This is a genomic window from Streptacidiphilus pinicola, assembly GCF_003258295.1.
Classification (GTDB): domain Bacteria; phylum Actinomycetota; class Actinomycetes; order Streptomycetales; family Streptomycetaceae; genus Streptacidiphilus; species Streptacidiphilus pinicola.
The window spans coordinates 25,020-40,533 of the sequence record NZ_QKYN01000072.1; the positions used below are offsets into that span (position 1 = coordinate 25,020).

A 15,514-nucleotide genomic window follows, 5' to 3' on the forward strand; every position below is an offset into this window, starting at 1 on the left:
CCCTCCCCCGACACCCCCGTACTCCTCGCCCGAGCGAAAGGCCGAGCCTCATGCGCGTCCTCGTCATCAACCGGTGGAGCGACGACTTCGCCGACTACGGCAGCTACCTCGACCACCAGGCGCACCAGGTGGCCTATGTGACCGTCGCCGGCCACCGCCCGCTGCTGCCCGCGGCCACGGCCCACGCCGAGGTGGTCGCCGACCCGTCCGACGTGGGCGAGGTGACCGCCGCCGCACTCCGCTGCCACCTGGCGCTCGGTGGGACGGACGTGGTCCTCGCCCTGTCCGAGTTCGACCTGCTGACGGCCGCCAGGGTGCGGGAGCAGCTCGGCGTGCCGGGCGCCGACACCGAGGCGGTGCTGCGTTTCCGCGACAAGACCGTGATGAAGCAGGCCGTGGCCGCCGCCGGTCTGCGGGTGCCGCAATTCCGCGCCATCGGCAGCGCCGAGGACGCCGCGGCCTTCGCGGCCGCACACGGTGGCGGCCCGGTGATGCTCAAGCCCCGTACCGGCGCCGCCTCTTCGGGCTGCGTGCTGCTCCGGCCGGGCCAGGACGCCCGGCACGAGCTGGCCGGGCGCGACCTGACCGGCTACGAGGCGGAGGAGTTCGTCGAGGGGCCGATCTGGCACGTCGACGGCCTGCTGGCGGACGGGGAGCTGCGCTTCGGGCTGGCCTCCCGCTACCTCAACACCTGCTTCGACTTCGGCCTCGGCACCCCGCTCGGCTCCGTCGTCCAGCAGGGCCCGGCGGCGGAGACGATGCTCGACTTCGCGCTGCGCAGCCTGGCGGCGCTGGGCCTGCGCACCGGCGCGTTCCATCTGGAGGTGATCGAGCACGCCGACGGCCCGGTCTTCCTGGAGGTCGGCGCGCGGGTGGGCGGCGGCGAGATCCCCTTCGTCTGCCGTGACGTGTACGGCGTGGACCTCGTCGGCGACTGGGTCCGGCTGGAGTTGAGCGAGCAGCCGCGCACCCTGCCCGCCGGCGAGACCTCCGAAGGCGCGCACGGCGGGTTCCTGATGCTGCCGGAGCCCGTAGGTCAGCGGCTGGTCGAGCGGCCGTCCCTGGTGGGGGTCGTTCCCGGCCTCTACGCGGAGGAACTGCCGGAGCCCGGCCATGTCTTCACCGGCCACGGCGGCTACGACGAGATCCTCGGCCGGTTCCGCTACCGCGCCGACTCCCCGGCCGCCGTGGAGGCGGCGATCCGCGCCACCCTCGACCGCTACCGCTGCACGCTGGAGCCGGCCGTACCCGCCCAGGTCTGAGCCACCTGCGAGCCCGTCCGGGTTGCGGCGGCGGCCCTCAGCCCCGCGCGACGACCAGGGTCTCGGCGCCACGGCCGCGCCGGGGCCGGTGCGGGACCAGCCACGTCGCCGCGTAGGCCGCGGTCGCCGCGGCCATGATGGCGAAGCTCGGCGGGCACTGCGGGATCCAGGCCGAGACGGCCAGGCCCACCCACATCTCGGCGACGGCGAGTCCGGCCGCCAGGGCGAGGCCGCGGAACGGGCGGTCGGTGAGGCGGATGGCGGTTCCCGCCGGGGCGGCGAGCAGGCCGAGCAGCAGCAGCGAGCCGACGGCCTGTGTCGCCTCACCCGCGGTGACGCCCACCAGGACGAGGAACCCGAGGCCGAGCGCCCGGACCGGGACGCCGCGCGCCGCGGCGACGTTCTCGTCGAGGGTGGCGAAGAGCAGCGGACGGGCGATCAGCAGCACCGCGACGGAGACCGCGAGCGCGATCAGCACCGCGACCAGCACCGCGCCGCCGTCGAGGCCGAAGATGGAGCCGAAGAGCACCGAGGTGCCCGCACCGCCGTTGCCGCTGCCGCTGGCGGAGGTGGTGTAGAGGGTCAGGAAGAACGACCCGAGGCCCAGCACCCAGGCGAAGGCACTGCCGATGACGACGTCGTCCGCCTTGCCGCGCCGGCCGACCCCGGCCAGCAGCAGGGCGACCAGGACGCAGGAGACGAACAGGCCGAGCCGCAGGTCGTAGCCGCCGGCGAGCGCGGCCATCGCGCCGGTGAAGGCGACGTGGCTGAGCGCGTCGCCGGTGAACACCTGCGCCCGCAGCACCAGGAAGTACCCGACCAGGCCCGCCGCCAGCGCGATGAACGTGCCCGCCAGCAGCGCGTGGTGGAAGAAGGGCTGCGACCAGGCGGACGCCGCGCCCGAGGAGGCGAGGAAGGCGCTCATGCCGCACCCCCGGCCAGCGCCGCCGGGCCAGAACTCGATGGGCCAGCGCCCGACGCGGCGCGGTGGCGCTCCACCGCCCGCGCGGCGAACCGCGCGCCGTGGGCGAGCAGGAAGAGCCCGAAGGCGAAGGAGGTCACGAAGAATCCGAGCGGGTAGTTCCAGTAGAAACCGGCGACCAGGCCCGCCCAGGTGACGGTGAAGCCGAGCACGGCGGTCAGCAGCAGGCTCAGCCCCGGACGGGCCGTCAGCACCTGGGCCGTCGCGGCCGGGAGCACCATCAGCGCGAAGACCAGCAGCGCGCCGGTGATCTGCGCGGCCTCGGCGGTGGCGACGCCGAGCAGCACCAGGAAGGCGATCGACAGCCCCCGCACCGGGACCCCGCGCGCTGCGGCGACCTGCGGGTCGACGGAGGCGAAGAGCAGCGGCCGCCCGACGGCCGCCAGCACCAGCAGCACCGCGAGCCCGGCCAGCGCGAGCGTGGTGACCTGCCCGGTGGTGATCCCCGTGAAGCTGCCGAAGAGCAGCGCCTGCGGACCCTCCAACAGGCCCTTGTAGAGGGCCATGAACAGGTAGCCGCAGGCCAGCAGGAAGGCCTGGACGACCCCGGTGGCGGCGGACTCCTCCGAGCCGCCGGGCTCACGGCCGCGGCGCATGGCGGCGAGCACCAGCGCGGCGGCGACGCAGAAGCCGAAGTAGCCCAGGCTCAGGCTGAATCCGGCCAGCGTCGCCAGCGCGGCGCCCGGGAAGGCGACGACGGAGAGGGTGTGCCCGGCGAAGGTCTGCTGGCGCAGCACCATGAACCAGCCGACGGCGCCCGCGACGACGGCGACGATCGCGCCCGCGCGGAAGGCGTTGACCATGAACGGGTACGACCACATCAACTGGAAGTCGTAGAGCAGGTTCCAGGAGAAGACGGGAGAGGGCACCTCAGCTCACCCCGCGTGCCGGTTCGTGTGCACGGCCGGCGCCTCGGGCTGGCCGACCACCACGAGGCGGCCGTCCTGCGTGGAGAGCACCTCCACCGGGGTGCGGTAGAGGCGGGTCAGCGTCTCGGAGTTGACGACCTCGCTCGGCGGGCCGCAGACCGCGCCGCCCTCCGCGATGTACACGACCCGGTCGAGGTGGTGCAGGATCGGGTTGACGTCGTGGGCCACCATGACGACCGCGACGTTCTCCTCGTGGCAGATGCGGCCGATCAGCGCGGCGACGGCGCTCTGGTTGGGCAGGTCCAGGCTGTCCAACGGCTCGTCCAGCAGCAGCACCTCGGGTCGGCGCACGAGCGCCTGCGCGATGAGCAGCCGCTGCTGCTCGCCGCCGGAGCACTGGCCGATCGGACGGTGCGCGTAGGCGCTCGCGCCGACCAGCTCGATCACCTCGTCCACGCGCCGCTGCTGCGCCCGGCGGTTGCGGGCCCACGGCAGCGGCACGCCCCAGCGGTCGCCGTCGAGGCCCATCCGGACCACGTCGACGCCGCGGATGCGCAGGTCGGGGTCGAAGCTGCGGCGCTGCGGCAGGTAGCCGACGCGGCTGCCGGCCTCGCCGGGGCGCCGACCGAGCACGCGTATCTCGCCCTCGGCGGCGGGCACGATCCCGAGCAGCACCTTGACCAGCGTCGACTTGCCGACGCCGTTCGGGCCGAGCACGGCGACGAACTCCCCGGCCTGGACCTCGAGATCGACGCCGGACCAGAGCGTGCGACCGCCGACGCGCGCCGCCGCGCCGCACAGGCACAGCACCGGCTCGGACGTGGGCGTGACGTCGAGCGCGACGCCGGAACCGGTCTCGCTCTCCGCGGCCTTGGCGACGACGGGGTTCATGGACGTCCTCACTTCCCGGTGGCCTGGTGCAGGGCGTTCTCGATGCCCTGGAGCTGGGTGGTCTGCCACTGCTGGAAGGTGGCGTTGGCGGGGGCGAGGGTCTCGGTCACGGTGGTGACCGGGATGCCCTCGGACTTGGCCAGCTTGGCCTGGGCGACCACGTCGGGGGTGGAGTTCTGGCTGTTGTAGACGTAGATCTTGATCTGCTTGCTCTTGATCTGCTGGTCGATCAGCGCCTTGTCGGCGGCGGTCGGGTCGGTGCCCTCGCTCATCGCGTCCAGGAAGCTCTCCGGTGTCAGCATCTTCAGCCCCAGGCCCTCGGCGAGCGGGGTCACGATCGACTCCGAGGCGCCGATCGTGGTGCCCGCGTACTTCGCCTTGATGTCACTGATCAGCCGGTTGTAGGGCGCGAGGGTCTGCGTCTCGAAGGTCTGCTTCTGCTGGTCGAAGTAGGCGGCGTCGGCCGGGTCGATCCGCTTGTAGTCCGCCGTGATCTTCTCGATGACCTGGCGGACGTTCTCGGGCGAGTACCAGCGGTGCGGGTTGCCGCCCGGCCGGACGCCGACCAGGTCGCCGACCTTGAGCTCACTGCGGCCGGTGCCCGGGTTGGTCGACAGCAGCTTGTCCGCCCACGCGTCGTAGCCGATGCCGTTCACGATCACGTACTGCGCGCCGGTCACGGTGCGGGCGTCGGCGGCGGTCGGCTCGTAGGAGTGCGGGTCGGTGTCGGGGTTGCTGATGACGCTGGTGACCTTGACCCGGTCGCCGCCCAGCTGGGTCGCGATCGAACCCCAGAAGTTCTCCGCCGCGACCACCTGGATCACCTTGCCGCCGCCACCGCCCGCGGCCACACCGGACGCGGTGGCCGCCCCGGAGCCGGCGGGTGCCGTGGTCGCACACGCGCTGACCGTCGCCACCAGGGCGAGCGCCGCACCACCGAACGCCACGCGGGACAGGCGGCGGGAGAACGGACGGGACGGGACGGACGAGCGCATGGTTCTGGACCCCCGGGGGCAGTCGCGGTCGGGCTGACTCCTCCACGTTAAATGGAAACGGTTTTCATCCCTAGCCCAAACGGGTGTGAGATGAAAATCATTACCGAATCTTGACCTACGGCGCGCGCGGCGTTTCGCCGGGCGCACGCGGGGGCGTGCACGGAAAATGGGCCTGGTGGGCCGGACCCCGTACCGTGCCGGGCCCGGCACCGAGAGGAGACCGCCATGGCGACCGACCTCCACCTCGCCCAGAACCCGGACGCGGACGCCCTGCTCAGCCGCAGTCCGCTGGCCGCGCTGATCGGCATGCTGCTGGACCAGCAGGTGCCGATGGAGTGGGCCTTCACCGGCCCGTACACCCTGCTCACCCGCCTCGGCGGGGACGACCTGGACGCGCACCGGATCGCCGACCACGACCCCGAGTCCTTCGCCGCGCTCTGCGCCGAGAAGCCGGCGATCCACCGCTACCCGGGCTCGATGGCCAAACGCATCCAGCAGCTCTGCGCCTACCTCGACGCCCACTACGACGGCGACGCCGAGGCGCTGTGGCGGGACGCGACCAGCGGCACGGAACTGCTGGACCGGCTGGTCGACCTGCCCGGCTTCGGCGAGCAGAAGGCGAAGATCTTCCTCGCCCTGCTGGGCAAGCAGTTCGGCGTCCAGCCGAAGGGCTGGCGCGAGGCGGCCGGGGCCTACGGCGAGAAGGACAGCTTCCGCTCGATCGCCGACATCACCGGCCCGGCCTCGCTGGAGAAGGTCCGCGCCCACAAGCAGGAGATGAAGGCGGCGGCGAAGGCCGCCAAGGCGGGCTGACCCACCCCCGACACTCAGCCGCCGGCCCTCTCCGTGGACGAACTCGCCCGGCTCGACGCGGCCGGAGACCGTCGCGTCCGACCCGACCGACCCGACCGTATGAATTTGACACCGCCCTCACATCGGGGAGAACCTGTATGGGTTCTTAGAAAGAGACACCTCGTTCGGTGAGGCGTCTCCACGGACACAGGCCACTGATCCCAACCGTCGAGAGACGCTCCGGATCAGGACACCTCCTCCCGACCTAAGGGTTGAGGCCAAGTGGCTGCACGTGAGTGCTACGCCGTGGAGTGCCAAAGCTCTGACGAGTTGGGGTGTACCGGGTCTGTTCTGTCGATCCGGGCTCGGTGTGCCCCCTGCCGCTGCGACGTACCGCGCGATGCGTGCGTCATGACCGGAGGGAGGCGAGTAGCAGATGGACTGCAGTCCTAGTTCGGGCCACAAACGGCCCCCCATCCGCTTGACCTCGTCTTCTTCCGGCATGCGGTAACCACCTGCTGATCCTTGATCCTCCTGCGCGCGCTGGTGCTCGCAGGGCGGATGGATGCTGCATGCCCTCCACCAGGCCTCAGGGCCACCGGGAGGGATTCACCATAACCACCACCATCGACCCGAACGTCCGCTCGGCGGTGCTGGACGACGCGCACGTCGGCGACATCCGCGGCGCGCTCGGCACCATCAAGCTCGACGACCATGACGAGCGCCGCGGCCTGTCCGCGAAGCTCAAGACGCTCCTGGCGATCGTCGGCCCCGGCCTGATCGTCATGGTCGGCGACAACGACGCCGGCGCGTTCGCCACCTACGGCCAGGCCGGCCAGAACTACGGCACCCACCTGCTGTGGACGCTGCTCCTGCTGGTCCCGGTCCTGTACGTCAACCAGGAGATGGTGCTGCGCCTGGGCGCCGTCACCGGCGTCGGGCACGCCCGGCTGATCCTGGAGCGCTTCGGCAAGTTCTGGGGCGCGTTCTCCGTCATCGACCTGTTCATCCTGAACGCGCTGACGCTGGTCACGGAGTTCATCGGCATCACCCTGGCGGCCGGCTACCTGGGTCTTCCGAAGACGCTGTCCGTGGTCCTCGCCGCCGCGATCATCATCGCCTCGGCGTTCACCGGCTCGTTCCAGCGTTTCGAGCGGATCGCGATCGCGCTGTGTGCGGGGTCGTTGCTGCTGGTCCCGCTGTACTTCATGGTCCACCCGAAGACCTCGCAGATGGCCCACGACTTCGTCGTGCCGAACATGCCGGGCGGCCAGGGCCAGCTCGCCACCGTGATGCTGCTCATCATCGGCATCGTCGGCACCACCGTGGCGCCCTGGCAGCTGTTCTTCCAGCAGAGCTACGTGATCGACAAGCGGATCACCCCGCGCTTCATGAAGTACGAGAAGGCCGACCTGTGGCTCGGCATCGTCGTCGTGGTCGTCGGAGCCGCGGCACTCATGGGCGCGACCGCCGCCGCGTTCGCCGGCACCAAGGACTTCGGCAACTTCACCGACGCGGCCGGCCTGGCCTCGGGCATCGCCGCCCACGCGGGCAAGGTCGCCGGAGTGCTGTTCGCGGTCGCGCTGCTGGACGCCTCGATCATCGGCGCGTTCGCGGTCTCGCTCTCCACGGCCTACGCGATCGGCGACGTCTTCGGCATCAAGCACTCGCTGCACCGCGGCATCAAGGGCGCCAAGGGGTTCTACGCCGTCTACGCCGGCGTCGTGGGCCTCGCCGCGACCGTCGTGCTGATCCCGGGCTCCCCGCTGGGCCTGCTGACCGAGGGCGTGCAGACCCTCGCCGGCGTGCTGTTGCCCTCCGCGACCGTGTTCCTGCTGCTGCTCTGCAACGACAAGCAGGTGCTGGGCCCGTGGGTGAACGGCCCGCGCACCAACGCCTTCACCGCCGCCGTCGTCGGCATCCTGGTCACGCTGTCGATCATCCTGACCGCCTCGGTGCTGTTCCCGGACATCACCGCGGGCGCGATCGTCGACATCATGGCCGGCTGCGGCGTCGCCGGCGTCCTGGCCGCCGGCTACGCCTTCACCAAGCGCCGCACCGCCACCAAGGAAGACCCCATCGACCGCACCGGCCGGGACAACTGGCGCATGCCCCCGCTGGAGACGCTCACCCGGCCCGCCATGGCCACCGGCCGCAAGATCGGCATGAGCGCCCTGCGCGGCTACCTGCTGATCGCGATGATCCTCGTCATCGTCAAGATCGTCGAGGTCGCCCTCGGCGGCCACTGACGCCAGGTCACCCCCAGGCCCGGACCGTCCCCCCGCGGCGGTCCGGGCCTGTCTCGTTCCTCACTCGTTCACGGGCCAGGCCTGCGCGGCGACGCTGACCCGGTTCCAGGCGTTGATGGTGGTGATCAGCCAGACCAGCTCGGCCAGTTCGGTCTCCTCGAACTCCTCGGCCGCGGCCGCCCAGACGTCCTCGCGGACCGGGCCGTCGGAGAGGCGGGTGACGGCCTCGGTGAGCGCGAGCGCGGCGCGCTCGCGGCGGGTGAACAGGCCCGTCTCCTGCCAGACCGGGAGCAGCAGGAGCCGCCGCTGGTCCTCGCCGCCGGCCAGGGCGTCGGCGGTGTGGGTGTCGACGCAGTAGGCACAGCCGTTGATCTGCGAGGCCCGGGCCCGGACCAGCTCCTTCAGGCCCGCCTCCAGGTCGCTGCCGGCGGTCGCCTTGTCGAGGGCGACCATGGCGCGCATCGCGGCGGGCGCCAGCTTGTCCGCGGCGATACGGACGTTGATCCGGGGGTTCTCGGTCTTGGTGTTCACGGTCTTGGTGTTCGCTGTCGTCGTCATGCCTATGAGTCTGGCCCTTGAGTGGACCCACGATAAGGTCCATTTCCATGACCGATGACTGGTCCACTTTCGGCGTCGACCTCCACCTCGACCTCACCGCCGGGCGGGCCTCGGGCGAGGGTGTCCGGGCCGCGCTGGAGCGGTCGCTGCGCGAGGCGATCCGGCGCGGGCGGCTCGCCGCCGGGTCCCAGCTGCCCGCGACGCGCGCGCTCGCGAGCGAGCTCGGCCTCTCCCGGGGGACGGTCAGCGCGGCCTACGACCAGCTGGTCGCCGAGGGCTACCTGATCGCCCGTCACGGCTCGGGCACCCGCGTCGCGGACGTGGCGCGCGCCGAACGGCAGGCCAAACGCGGCGCGCCCCGGCCACCCCGGCACGATCTGCGGCCCGGGACGCCCGACGTCGGCTCCTTCCCGGTCGCGGCGTGGCTGCGCGCCTCCCGGCGGGCGCTCGGCGACGCCCCACCCGCCGCGTTCGCGTACGGCGACACCCGCGGCCGCCCCGAGCTGCGGGCCGCGCTGGCCGACTACCTCGGCCGGGCGCGCGGGGTGGACGCCGCTCCCGGCCGGATCGTCGTCACCGCCGGCTATGTCCAGGCACTCACTCTCCTCGCCCGCGTGCTCCCCGAGGGCGCGTTCGCCCTGGAGGACCCCGGGCTGCCGTTCCACCGCGAGGCGGTGCGCTTCGCCGGTCGCGAGGTGGTCCCGCTGCCGGTCGACGCGGAGGGCGCCGACCCCGCGGGGCTCCCGGCGGGCGGCGTCGCGGCGGCCGTGGTCACCCCGGCCCACCAGTACCCGACCGGCGTCACCTTGCAGCCGGACCGGCGCCGCGCCCTCGTCTCCTGGGCGCGGGCGGCGTCCGCCGTGGTCGTCGAGGACGACTACGACGGCGAGTTCCGCTACGACCGCCAGCCGGTCGGCGCGCTGCAGGGCACGGCCCCGGACAGCGTGGTCTACGTCGGCACGGCGTCGAAGACGCTGGCTCCGGGCGTCCGGCTGGCCTGGATGGTGCTGCCCGGGCGGCTGGTCGAACCCGTCATGCGGGCCAAGCGCCTGACCGACTTCCAGACGGAGGCCCTGGGTCAGCTGACGCTGGCCGAGTTCCTCACCTCGCGCGAGTACGACCGCCACGTCCGGGCCAGCCGCGCCCGCTACCGCCGTCGCCGCGACCTGCTGCTGACCGCCCTCGAGGGCCACTCGCTGGAGGGCGTGGCGGCCGGCCAGCACCTGCTGCTGGGCCTCCCGCCGGGGGCGCCCGCGGAGTCGCGGCTGCTGCGTCAGGCGGCGGCCCGGGGGCTGGCCTTCGGCACGCTCGGCGAGCACTGGCACGACCCTTCGGCCACCCGCCGCAGCGGTCTGGTCCTCGGCTACGGGACGCCGCGGGACGGCGCCTTCCCGGCGGCGGTCGCGGAGCTGTCGGCCTTGCTAGGTGCGGAGATCGGCGACGGGGGGGTCGACTGACCCCCGGTAAGACTCTTGGTGGACCGGTGCGTTCATATTTCTTTCATTCACCGCCTAGGATGGCCGCGCCCACGGGGGACCGACGGAAAAAACCGGGTGAAAAGGACGAACGTGAGCCGAACCGGCGAGGAGACGACGCTCTCCGACTACCGGGCGGATACCGGACGCATCGCGTCGTGGCTGCCTGTCCGCAGGCACCACGCGCTCCTTGTCGCATGGACGGCGCTCTGGTTCGTCCTGGTCGTCCCGCGTGGCGGGGTGTCCTGGCACTACCTGCGCGAGGGCGAGCAACTGCTCTTCGGCAGCGAGGCCGGCGGCGGGCTGTCACTCTACGCGAACCACCCCGAACTGCAGATCGGCCCGGTGAGCCTGGCGGCGGCCAGGATCTTCCAGCCCTTCACGCCGACGACCGGTCAGCTGCTGGCCGAGGCCACGATGTCCGTGCTCGGCCTGGTGATGCTGATCCTGGTCGGCCGCACCGCCGCGCTCTACTACCTCGGCACCGGCACCAACCACCGTCGCCTGCAGCAGCGCATCCTCGTCGCCGGGCTGGCCTTCATCCCGATGTGGATCGAGGTCTCCGTCCGCTTCGCGCACCTGGACGACGTGCTGGCGCTCTTCTTCACCACCGTGGCCGTCCACTCGCTCTCCCGCGGCGGCTCCTGGACGGTGGCGTTCTGGCTGGCTCTGGCGGTGGACGCCAAGCCGACGGCGGTGCCGTTCGCGGTACTGCTGCTGGCACTGCCGAGCGGCAGGCGGCGCGGGCCGTTCCTGCTCTTCTGCACCGTGGTCGCGGGTGCCTGGCTGCCGTTCTACCTCGGCAACCTCGGCTCGGTCTCGGCGGCCCAGTTCGCGATCCCCAACCAGCCCGCGTCCTCGCTGCGCTGGCTGGGCGTCCACAGCGCGGGCACCCCGCCGTGGGACCGCCCGGCCCAGTTCGCGCTCGGCGGGGCGCTCGGGGCGCTCGCCGTGTGGCGCGGCCGCTGGCCCGCCGTGATCCTGCTCGGCGCGAACGCGCGCATCCTGCTCGACCCCAGCACCTACACCTACTACAGCGCGTCCGTCCTGCTGGGCACGCTGCTGTGGGACGCGGTGGGCCAGCGGCGCCTGGTGCCGTGGTGGAGCTGGATCGCGCTGCTCTCGCTCTACGGCGGCACGCTCCTCATCCCGGACGACGCGACGCGCGGCCTGGTGCGGCTCTCCTTCGTGGCCCTGTCGACGGTGTACGTGCTGCTGTGGCCGACTCCCGGCAAGAAGCGGCTGAAGAAGCGGCTGAAGCGGCAGCGCAAGGCGCAGCAGGGCACGCCGGTTCCCGCGAACGTGATCCCCCGGCCGCGGCAGGCGACCACGGCGGCCGACCGGGGCGCGGCCCAGACCTCCGGACCGGAGCTCGTCCAGGCCTGGTAGCGCCCGGCGCCCCACCTCCGGTCCGCTCACCCGCCGTGACGTTTCCGCGGCGGGGCGTCAAGCCGGTGCCCCTCGCGCGCTCCCCCGAACGGGCCAGTGGAGCCGCTAGGCTCACTCAATGACCTGGACGACCGAGCGTTCTGACGACCCGGCAGCACCGGAACCCGCCGAGCTGGCCGCCCTGGCGCGGCGATTCCCCGCCCTGCACGCACCGCAGTTCTGGGCCTGGGGCGGCTACGACGCACAGTTCTCCCCGCTGATGCCGGCGGACCGGCTCGTCACCAACGTGCACCTGGTCGGCTTCGCCCCGCTGCCCGGCGCCGAGGGTCACGGCGTGGTGGTCTGCCGCGACGAGCGGGACCACTGGTTCCTGCCCGGCGGCACCCGGGAGCGGGACGAGAGCGTCGACGACTGCCTGGTCCGGGAGCTGCGCGAGGAGGCGGGCGCGCGCCTGCTCGACGCACCGGTGTGGATCGGGGCGCACCGCTGCGTCACCGACAACCCCGTGCCCTACCGGCCGTGGCAGCCACACCCGGAGAAGGCCTGGTTGTGGGGCTGGGGCGAGGTGGTCGTGGACTCCGCGCCGACCAACCCGGAGGACGGCGAGCCCGTCGTCGAGGTGCGCGTCGCCCCCGCCGCGGAGGCCATGGAGTTGCTGACCCGCGGCCGTGACCGCTGGTGGGCCGAGCTCGTTGCGCTGGCCGTGGAGTCACGTGAGAGACGCGCAAGCGCAGGGGAGCGCACGCCCGGCGCGTGAGGGCACCTCGTGATCCGGCGTGCTGCGGTGCGCAAGTGACACCGCGTCTTCCGCGCGGAACCATGAATGTCCCCTGTGCGTCTGTTACACCTGGTAAGCCCGAGCTTGTGGGTTTATGGGCTATGCCGTCGGACACGCGGGGCAGGGGGGGCAGGACAACAGCACGCAGAGCCTTGGTGCGGAAAGCCGCGTGAGAGGAGAGGTATGACTGGGCAGTCGACGCAGCGCCCGGCGGCGAGGTCCTCCGAGCGTGCGGCCCAGCCGCCGACCCAGCGCGGCCCCCGTGGTCACGGCCAGGGATCCGCCGCGGGCGGCCACGGTCACTCTCACGGCGGCGGCCCCGCCTCACGGCGCGGCGCGCTGCTGCCCGGTCGGCTCGCCCGACCGCAGGCCGGCTGGGTGCTGCTGGCGCTCCCGGTCCTCGGCGCACTGGTCGACGAGGTGTCCGGCGCGCCACTCGGCGGCTTCTTCCTGGTCTGCTCGGTGCTGGCCTCCGCGTGGGCCGCGCTGCTGTCGACCCGCCGCGGGCTGTGGTGGGTGCTGCCGAGCCCGCCGCTGGTCGTCGCCGCGGTGGCGCTGCTCGACCAGCTGCTGCTGCACGGCTCGGACTTCACCGGCAACAAGCTCGGCACCGGCCTGCTGAAGTGGTCGGTCGACCTGTTCCCGACCATGTTCTTCGCCCTGCTGGCCGCGTTCGTGGCACCGGCGCTGCGACGGGCCCTGCTCCGCCGTTCCGCCGCCCGCGCGGCCGGGCGCGGCGCCCAGGTTCCCGTCCCGCGAAGGAGCCACCATGACTGACCGCTCCCAGAACCGCCCGCACGGGCGTCCCTCCGTGGGCCGTCGCCCCGCGACGCCGCTGGTCCGCGCCGGGCGCGCGGCCGTGGCCACCGCCTCCGCGGTGGTACTGCTGGGCAGCGGCGTCTCCTGGTTCACCTACCACTCGCTGACGGACGGTCTGAACACCTCCGACGCGCTCGGCATCACGCAGCGCCACGCGCCGCCCAAGCTCGACAACTCGATCAACCTGCTGCTGATCGGACTGGACAGCCGCAAGGACATGAACGGCAACGACCTGCCCCGGCAGTTCGTCGAGCAGGACCTGCACGCCGGCTCCAGCGACATCGGCGGTTACAACACCAACACGCTGATCCTGCTGCACATCCCCGCCAACGGCGGCAAGGTGCAGGCCTTCTCCGTCCCGCGCGACGACTACGTCGAGACGCTCAACGGCGACGGCTCCTCCCAGGGCCACCACAAGATCAAGGAGGCCTACGGCCTGGCCAAGGCGGCGATCGAGCCCCAGCTCAAGGCCCAGGGCCTGACCGGCGCCGCGCTGGAGCAGCAGAGCCGCGAGGCCGGCCGCGAGGCGACCCTGGCCACCGTCCAGCAGTTCCTCGGCGTCCGCATCGACCACTTCGCCGAGGTCAACCTGCTCGGCTTCTACGACATCGCCAAGGTGGTCCAGCCGATCACGGTCTGCCTCAAGCACGCCACCAGGGACCCGGCCATGACCGGCCAGGGCTCCGGCGCGAACTTCCACGCCGGCTACAACACCCTGGACGCCGCCGGCGCGCTCTCCTTCGTCCGCCAGCGCCACAACCTCACCAACGGCGACCTCGACCGGACCCACCGCCAGCAGGCCTTCATCTCCTCGGTGATGTACAAGCTGAAGCAGGAGGGCCTCTTCAACGACCTGGGCAAGATGCAGGGCCTGTTCGACGTGGTGAAGAAGGACGTCGTGCTGGACTCGCAGTGGAACGTGCTCGACTTCGCCCAGCAGGTGCCCAACCTGACCGGCGGGAACGTGGTCTTCAACACCCTGCCGATCCAGGGCTTCGCCACCCGCAACGGCGAATCGGTCAACCTCGTCGACGAGCAGCAGATCCAGCGCATCATGCGGCGGCTCGTCGCCGTCGACCCGAGCCCGGCCGCGACGCCCCCGGGCTCCGCGCCCGCCTCGTCCGCGCCGGCCGCCGCGGCGCAGCCGGCGGGGCCGGTGGCCCCCGCGACGGTCGACGTGCTGAACGGCTCCGGCGCCACCGGGCTCGCCGCACAGAAGCAGAAGGACCTGGTCGACGCGGGCTGGACCGCGGGCCGCACCGGCAACGCCGGCGCCCGCGCGCACACCGTCGTCCGCTACGGCCCCGGCAAGGACGCGGCCCAGGCCGCCAAGCAGGTCGCCGCGAAGCTCGGCGTGTCGGCGGCGCCGACCTCGTCCGGGAACGTGGCCGCGGGCCACGTCGAGGTCCTCCTCGGCGCGGACGCGGCGTCCGGCGCGAACGCCGGAGGCGGCGCTGGCTCCGGCTCCGGGGCGGGTTCGGGCGCCGGTTCCGGGGCCGGTTCGTCCTCGGACGGCACGGCCAGCATCCCGTTCCAGGGCTCGTCCGTGGAGATGGGCCAGGGCATTCCCTGTGTGGACTGATCCGGATTCGGTCCCGTTTCGTGGACGATTCCGTCTCAGCAACGGCACCCGGCTAGGAGAACGGGAAACACGTAAGACACACTTGTTGTGATTGATCGCACTGTTTCCCGGTCGGGCATGATGGGGACCGAACCTCAAGCCTGCACGGCCGACTAGGAGGACCGAGTGGACGACGTTCTGCGGCGGGCACCGCTCTTCACCGCTCTGGACGACGAGCAGGCCGCCGAGCTGCGCGCCTCCATGTCGGAGACGACCCTGAGCCGCGGTGAGTCGCTGTTCCACGAGGGCGACCCCGGCGACCGGCTCTACGTCATCGTCGAGGGCAAGCTGAAGCTGCACCGCGCCTCGGCCGACGGCCGCGAGAACATGCTCGCGGTGGTGGGGCCGAGCGAGATGATCGGTGAGCTGTCGCTCTTCGACCCGGGCCCGCGCACCGCGACCGCCTCGGCACTGACCGAGGTCAAGCTGCTCGGCCTCGGCCACGGCGACCTGCAGCCGTGGCTCGCGACCCGCCCCGAGGTCGCCATCGCGCTGCTGCGCGCGATCGCGCGCCGCTTGCGTCGTACCAACGACGTCATGTCGGACCTGGTCTTCTCCGACGTCCCCGGCCGCGTCGCCAAGGCCCTGCTGGACCTGTCCCGCCGCTTCGGCGTCCCCTCCGACGAGGGCATCCACGTGGTGCACGACCTCACCCAGGAGGAGCTGGCCCAGCTGGTCGGCGCGTCGCGCGAGACGGTCAACAAGGCGCTTGCCGACTTCGCGCAGCGGGGTTGGCTCCGCCTCGAAGCGCGCGCGGTGATCCTCCTCGACGTGGAACGCCTCGCACGCCGGTCACGGTAAGCAACCTGGGGGCGCGGGGCAGAGCCCCGCGCC

General features: G+C 72.3%; 14 protein-coding genes and 1 riboswitch. Of the genes, 9 read left to right on the forward strand and 5 right to left on the reverse strand.

Annotated elements, in window-relative coordinates; genetic code table 11:
• The first annotated feature begins 50 nt into the window (after positions 1 to 50).
• Complete coding sequence (locus tag DN069_RS18670; protein ID WP_111502211.1) at positions 51 to 1,262, forward strand: ATP-grasp domain-containing protein; 1,212 nt, start codon at positions 51 to 53, stop codon at positions 1,260 to 1,262.
• Between the two features lie 37 nt (positions 1,263 to 1,299).
• Here DN069_RS18670 and DN069_RS18675 read toward each other — a convergent pair whose 3' ends face one another.
• The 4 genes from DN069_RS18675 to DN069_RS18690 are packed head-to-tail and all read right to left on the reverse strand — an operon-like array spanning position 1,300 to position 4,999.
• Positions 1,300 to 2,187 (reverse strand): metal ABC transporter permease, encoded by an 888-nt coding sequence (locus DN069_RS18675; protein ID WP_111502213.1) that lies wholly within the window; start codon positions 2,185 to 2,187, stop codon positions 1,300 to 1,302.
• Positions 2,184 to 3,113 carry a metal ABC transporter permease gene (locus DN069_RS18680; RefSeq protein ID WP_243639412.1) on the reverse strand — a complete coding sequence of 310 codons (930 nt, stop codon included), beginning with the start codon at positions 3,111 to 3,113 and terminating at the stop codon, positions 2,184 to 2,186. Before DN069_RS18680 ends, DN069_RS18675 begins: the two co-directional genes overlap by 4 nt.
• Before the next feature lie 6 nt (positions 3,114 to 3,119).
• Positions 3,120 to 4,004 carry a metal ABC transporter ATP-binding protein gene (locus DN069_RS18685; protein WP_111502215.1) on the reverse strand — a complete coding sequence of 295 codons (885 nt, stop codon included), beginning with the start codon at positions 4,002 to 4,004 and terminating at the stop codon, positions 3,120 to 3,122.
• 8 nt (positions 4,005 to 4,012) lie between these two features.
• Positions 4,013 to 4,999: a metal ABC transporter solute-binding protein, Zn/Mn family gene (locus DN069_RS18690; protein WP_111502217.1), complete on the reverse strand. Its 987-nt coding sequence runs from the start codon at positions 4,997 to 4,999 to the stop codon at positions 4,013 to 4,015.
• A gap of 225 nt (positions 5,000 to 5,224) precedes the next feature.
• Here DN069_RS18690 and DN069_RS18695 point away from each other — a divergent pair, with 225 nt between their 5' ends.
• Both DN069_RS18695 and DN069_RS18700 read left to right on the forward strand, forming a co-directional pair.
• On the forward strand, positions 5,225 to 5,812 hold the full coding sequence (locus tag DN069_RS18695; RefSeq protein WP_111502219.1) for an HhH-GPD-type base excision DNA repair protein: 588 nt from the start codon (positions 5,225 to 5,227) through the stop codon (positions 5,810 to 5,812).
• Between the two features lie 152 nt (positions 5,813 to 5,964).
• A riboswitch (M-box (ykoK) riboswitch) is annotated at positions 5,965 to 6,133 on the forward strand.
• Positions 6,134 to 6,363: 230 nt separating this feature from the next.
• A complete protein-coding gene (locus tag DN069_RS18700; RefSeq protein WP_111502221.1) occupies positions 6,364 to 8,040 on the forward strand; it encodes an NRAMP family divalent metal transporter in 1,677 nt (558 codons plus the stop codon).
• Positions 8,041 to 8,100: 60 nt separating this feature from the next.
• Here DN069_RS18700 and DN069_RS18705 read toward each other — a convergent pair whose 3' ends face one another.
• Complete coding sequence (locus DN069_RS18705) at positions 8,101 to 8,598, reverse strand: carboxymuconolactone decarboxylase family protein (protein ID WP_111502223.1); 498 nt, start codon at positions 8,596 to 8,598, stop codon at positions 8,101 to 8,103.
• A 47-nt stretch (positions 8,599 to 8,645) separates the two neighbouring features.
• Between DN069_RS18705 and pdxR the strand changes: the two genes are divergently transcribed.
• From pdxR to DN069_RS18735, 6 genes are all read left to right on the forward strand, one after another.
• Positions 8,646 to 10,055 (forward strand): MocR-like pyridoxine biosynthesis transcription factor PdxR, encoded by a 1,410-nt coding sequence (gene pdxR / locus DN069_RS18710; RefSeq protein WP_111502225.1) that lies wholly within the window; start codon positions 8,646 to 8,648, stop codon positions 10,053 to 10,055.
• Positions 10,056 to 10,166: 111 nt separating this feature from the next.
• On the forward strand, positions 10,167 to 11,462 hold the full coding sequence (locus tag DN069_RS18715) for a hypothetical protein (RefSeq protein WP_207892193.1): 1,296 nt from the start codon (positions 10,167 to 10,169) through the stop codon (positions 11,460 to 11,462).
• A 118-nt stretch (positions 11,463 to 11,580) separates the two neighbouring features.
• Entirely contained in the window at positions 11,581 to 12,219 is a 639-nt protein-coding gene (locus DN069_RS18720) for an NUDIX domain-containing protein (protein ID WP_111502227.1), read from the forward strand.
• 204 nt (positions 12,220 to 12,423) lie between these two features.
• The gene (locus tag DN069_RS18725; RefSeq protein WP_111502229.1) at positions 12,424 to 13,017 is read left to right on the forward strand and encodes a DUF6542 domain-containing protein; all 594 of its coding nucleotides are present in this window, start codon (positions 12,424 to 12,426) and stop codon (positions 13,015 to 13,017) included.
• Complete coding sequence (locus DN069_RS18730) at positions 13,010 to 14,641, forward strand: LCP family protein (protein WP_111502231.1); 1,632 nt, start codon at positions 13,010 to 13,012, stop codon at positions 14,639 to 14,641. Before DN069_RS18725 ends, DN069_RS18730 begins: the two co-directional genes overlap by 8 nt.
• Before the next feature lie 165 nt (positions 14,642 to 14,806).
• On the forward strand, positions 14,807 to 15,481 hold the full coding sequence (locus tag DN069_RS18735) for a Crp/Fnr family transcriptional regulator (RefSeq protein ID WP_111502233.1): 675 nt from the start codon (positions 14,807 to 14,809) through the stop codon (positions 15,479 to 15,481).
• Positions 15,482 to 15,514 lie beyond the last annotated feature (33 nt).

Bases quoted from the DNA above. Each gene is read 5' to 3' on its own strand.
- DN069_RS18670 (WP_111502211.1), top strand. From the start codon at position 51: ATGCGCGTCCTCGTCATCAACCGGTGGAGCGACGACTTCGCCGACTAC.
- DN069_RS18675 (WP_111502213.1), bottom strand. From the start codon at position 2,187: ATGAGCGCCTTCCTCGCCTCCTCGGGCGCGGCGTCCGCCTGGTCGCAG.
- DN069_RS18685 (WP_111502215.1), bottom strand. From the start codon at position 4,004: ATGAACCCCGTCGTCGCCAAGGCCGCGGAGAGCGAGACCGGTTCCGGC.
- DN069_RS18690 (WP_111502217.1), bottom strand. From the start codon at position 4,999: ATGCGCTCGTCCGTCCCGTCCCGTCCGTTCTCCCGCCGCCTGTCCCGC.
- DN069_RS18695 (WP_111502219.1), top strand. From the start codon at position 5,225: ATGGCGACCGACCTCCACCTCGCCCAGAACCCGGACGCGGACGCCCTG.
- DN069_RS18700 (WP_111502221.1), top strand. From the start codon at position 6,364: ATGCCCTCCACCAGGCCTCAGGGCCACCGGGAGGGATTCACCATAACC.
- DN069_RS18705 (WP_111502223.1), bottom strand. From the start codon at position 8,598: ATGACGACGACAGCGAACACCAAGACCGTGAACACCAAGACCGAGAAC.
- pdxR (WP_111502225.1), top strand. From the start codon at position 8,646: ATGACCGATGACTGGTCCACTTTCGGCGTCGACCTCCACCTCGACCTC.
- DN069_RS18720 (WP_111502227.1), top strand. From the start codon at position 11,581: ATGACCTGGACGACCGAGCGTTCTGACGACCCGGCAGCACCGGAACCC.
- DN069_RS18725 (WP_111502229.1), top strand. From the start codon at position 12,424: ATGACTGGGCAGTCGACGCAGCGCCCGGCGGCGAGGTCCTCCGAGCGT.
- DN069_RS18730 (WP_111502231.1), top strand. From the start codon at position 13,010: ATGACTGACCGCTCCCAGAACCGCCCGCACGGGCGTCCCTCCGTGGGC.